Source organism: Streptomyces sp. NPDC000941, from assembly GCF_053599555.1.
In genome coordinates, this window is the sequence record NZ_JBSFMM010000438.1 from 1 (window position 1) to 3,974 (window position 3,974).

Annotated in this window: 2 protein-coding genes and 1 pseudogene; 2 read left to right on the plus strand and 1 reads right to left on the minus strand. The window is 66.7% G+C overall.

Annotated features, from left to right (window positions below; translation table 11 throughout):
- Window positions 1–587: 587 nt before the first annotated feature.
- Window positions 588–896: a hypothetical protein gene (locus ACWDSL_RS52325; protein WP_450496707.1), complete on the plus strand. Its 309-nt coding sequence runs from the start codon at window positions 588–590 to the stop codon at window positions 894–896.
- A gap of 84 nt (window positions 897–980) precedes the next feature.
- On the opposite strand, the gene ACWDSL_RS52330 is transcribed toward ACWDSL_RS52325, so the two are convergent.
- A complete protein-coding gene (locus tag ACWDSL_RS52330; protein ID WP_450496709.1) occupies window positions 981–2,330 on the minus strand; it encodes a cytochrome P450 in 1,350 nt (449 codons plus the stop codon).
- Between the two features lie 1,049 nt (window positions 2,331–3,379).
- Between ACWDSL_RS52330 and ACWDSL_RS52335 the strand changes: the two are divergent.
- A pseudogene (locus ACWDSL_RS52335) lies at window positions 3,380–3,974 on the plus strand (integrase); the annotation flags it as partial.

Consider the following 3,974-nt stretch of genomic DNA (forward strand, 5'->3'; position numbering starts at 1 on the left):
TAAGCCAGTCGCAGCAGCACGATCGATCATCATGACGTGCTGACGGCAGCTGCGCGAGAGCGCCGGCTCAGACAACCGCGGCCAGATTTCGGGAAACCCGATGCACCGGCCCCTACCAGGGTGGATGAGGTTTCTGGCAAGGGCAGAGTCGGCTCGACCGCTGCGAGCTGTGTGGCTTCGTCGGTGATCCATTTGCCGCTCGGGGGCAGGGCGGCGTGCGGGGGACGGTGTCGGTAGCGAGCCGGCGGATTTCGACGAGGTGCTCGTGGATCTCGCCAGTCTCGTACCTGCGCAGCACGTTCGGGTCGCCGCTGAAGCGACGGACGCGAGCCCATCGCACCGCTTGTTTGGTGGGCAGCATTCCTCACCTTGGGTAACGTTCGATGTCGCCAACCAGACCAAGATTGCGCACCGCTACCCTGTCGGGCTCGAAAAGTCATCGCTGCTGATCAGGCACCATACCCGTGCTCGTTGATAACGCAGCCGAGGACGCTCGCGCAGGAGTCTGCCTGCGTCGAGGTCATGCAGGGCTGTCGGCTGCTGGTGAGCTCTCATGTGTCGACGCCGGACTGTGTCCTCAAAGCCTCATGCAGGCCGGCCCGCACATCCAGGACATCATCGAGGGCGGCGACGGCGGCGTCGTGGTGGGAGTGGAGCAGCGCCTCACGAAGGCCGGTCTCGATGTCCAGGACAGTGCCGAGGTCATCGGAAAGTACCTGGTAGCCGTCCGCGAGCCACCGCTCCGCTGGCTTGCCTCCGGTACGAGCGTGGCCTGGGCTCTGTCCTGCCCGGACGGCCTGTGCGATGCCACCCCGGCTGCCTCAGCATCCACAGGAAACGCCCAGCTCAGCAGCCTGATTGGAATATTGACACCCTTCACGGCCCGTCACCCGTGAGGGAGCGCCGACTCCCTCACGGGGTACCCGCGCCGTCCAGGCCGCCGGGTGACCACCCAGCCATGGCCTCGCCGCGGGTCATTGTCAGGACTGGCCGCCACGTCGCAGGCTGGCGAGGAAGCGCCACAGTCCGGACCGGGGCCGGTCCTGCTCCGCCGGAGTGGCAGCCGCCACCGGTTCCGGTGCGGTGGAATCGGTTGCCGCACCGGCGCTCGGGGCGCTCCGGGCGGTGGCGCCCATGGCCTCCCGCATCTGGAACCGGACCGGGAACGAGCGTAGGCCACGCACATAGGTGGAGGAGCGCCAGGGCAACTGGTCGACCGACAAGCCCAGCTCGAAGTCACATCGCTCGAACAGTCGGCTGACTGCCGTGGTCACCATCATGTCGGCCAGCCCGCGCCCTGGGCACTGATGTACTCCCGTGCCCCACGCCAGGTGGGCACGCGAGCTCTTCGACGCCTCCTGATCGATCGCGCTCAGGAACAGCGGGTCACCGTGCGCCGCTGCGATCGACGCCATGACCGCGTCGCCGGCCGCCAGCCGGAAGTCCCCCAGTACCGTGTCGGCGACGGGGAAACGGAAGGTGCAGTTGGTCCACGGCGGGGTGGCCAGATGCACCCGGTTGACCAGCTCGTCACCATGGCCGGTCGTGAGGCTGACCCGCACCGAGGGATTTCCGGTGAGCACCTCCAGCACACTGTTGGTGATCGAGTGGCCCACGAGCTCGGACATGATCACAAGAATCGCGTACAGCTCGATACCGACCTGTTCCACCGACAGGAGCGGGTCGGCTGCCAGCAGCCGCGTGGTCAGGTCGTCACCGGGGTGGGACTTCTTGTACGCAGCCAGCTCGGTGGTCGCCTTCACCAGCCGCTCGGCGGCGGCAGCCGCGTCAGGACCGGCGTCCACCATCCGCCAGGAGTCCATGAAGATGTCGTCGCCCTGCTCGACGGGGAAGCCGAACAGCCGGTTGAGGACCATCAGCGGGAGTGGCCGCGCGACCTGGGCGCACAGGTCCACCCATCCGCTGGTGCCGCCCTCCGCGAAGAACGTGATCAGCTCGTCCATGTACTGGGACACGGCCTTATCCAGCTCCCAGGCCTGCGGCTTTCCCGGGTCCTGAAACGGCATCAGCGCAGAGTCCACGGCCTGACGCGTCCTCTTGTGCCGCTCATCGTCGCGCAACAGCATGTGGCCGAAATCCTGCGACGCCATCAATGGCCAGTCGGACGGCACCCGGCCCTCTCGCAGTGCGCGCCAGTTGCCCATGTCCTTCTTCCACAGGGTGTCGTCACGCATCACCTCCCGGACCTCACGGAAGCCGAGAACGAGCCATGCGCGGGCGCCGAACACATCGACCGGCGCCACCTGGCCGTACCGGCTGCGCAACCGCTCGTAGACCAGGGCTGGCCGCGTCTCGAAGTCCCTGGTCATCAGGGGTTCCACACCCGTCAGGGAGTACAGGTCAGTGGGGGCGGCAGCGGTGTTCGAACGAGGAGGCACTTGCGATTCCATGAAACATGTCCTTAGGACGACAGCAAAGACCGGCCGGCCAGGCGTCCGTCCGCGCGGGAAAATCCGCACGTCATCCCAGTCGCAAAGCGCGGAAGTGCTGAGAACACCCTCCGATGCGGAGACAGACTAACCACGTTTGACGCGGCTGAATAGTCACCCCTCAAGTTTGCAGTAGATCAGCCGAAATGATGCCGAATCGCGTGACTGAGCTTCCCTCCTCGTAGCCCAGGCGCGGGGCGAGGGCCAGGGTCGCGCGAGGTCGAAGGGGTGACGGGCGCCTGTCCCGCTCGAAAAGTCATCGCCGCAGGCGAGGGGGTGCGGTCAGTCCGCTGGGATCGTGCTCTCCGTGATCGTGTCCTTGCAGTACAAGGCCTCCGTCGCGGGACGGCGAAGGACGCGGAACTGCTGGTGCTGCGCCACGAGAACGCGGTCCTGCGCCGCCAGTTGGCCGAACCCGTTCCCTATGAGCCCGACGACCGGTTCTGGTTCGCAGCCCTGTCCGGGCTGATACGCCGACGTCACTGGCTCAAGATCCCCTGTCACCCATGGCGCCCTGCTTGCCTGGCACCGCAGGTTCATCGCCGCGACGTGGGACTATATCGCGCGCCGGGGCACCGGACGCTCACCAACCCCGGCCCTGATCAAGAAGCTCGTTCTGCGGCCGGCCCAGGGGAATCCCGGGTGGGGGCACAGGCGGATCCAGGAGATGGCCCGACTTGAGGGTGGTGTCGATGGCGTTCACGGCGTCGTGGGCGGCTTGGTGGGTGAGGTGAACGGCCCTCCGCTGTCAAGTCCCCTTGCAAATACGCTCGCTGATGATGTGCCTGAGGTCGGATGTGACATTGCGCTTGCCGAGAATGTCATCCGTCCTGGTCGGGGGCCCGCACCAGGCCTCATGGTCGTCGGTCGCGGTCACTCGAGTCGGCGCTCTCGCGTAGTGCGTGATCCGCGCGTCATGATGATCGATCGTGCTGCTGCGACTGGCTTACCTGGGTGTGTCGAACGCGTTTGCGATGCTTCGCCTGCTGCCGATGACCGACCGGGACAAGGACGCCGAGATCCTCGCCCTGCGCCACCAGATCACCGTGCTGGAACGCCAACTCGGCAAGGACAAGATCCGGTTCGCCCCGAGCGACCGGGCATTCCTGGCAGCGCTCCTACACCGGCTGCCACGGCACGTCCTGCGAAGGCACGGCTGCTCGTACGCCCCGACACGCTACTGCGTTGGCACCGCAACCTCGTCGCGCGCCGCCATGCCGCCTCCTGCCGGCCCAAACGCCCGGGACGACCCCCTACAGTGCGCTCGATCCGCGTCCTGGTCCTGCGCCTGGCGAAGGAGAACCCGAGCTGGGGGTACCGACGCCTGCACGGCGAGCTCCTCGTACTGGGGGTGAAGGTGGGCGCGTCCAGCGTCCGGGAAATCCTGAAGGAGGCGGGTATCGACCCAGCACCCGAGCGGAACTCCAGCACCTGGGCCAACTTCCTTCGCAGCCAGGCTGACGCCCTGCTGGCCTGCGACTTCATGGAGACAGTCAACCTGTCGGGCATGCGGATGTACGTGCT

Bases quoted from the DNA above. Each gene is read 5' to 3' on its own strand.
- ACWDSL_RS52330 (WP_450496709.1), bottom strand. From the start codon at position 2,330: ATGACCAGGGACTTCGAGACGCGGCCAGCCCTGGTCTACGAGCGGTTG.
- ACWDSL_RS52325 (WP_450496707.1), top strand. From the start codon at position 588: ATGCAGGCCGGCCCGCACATCCAGGACATCATCGAGGGCGGCGACGGC.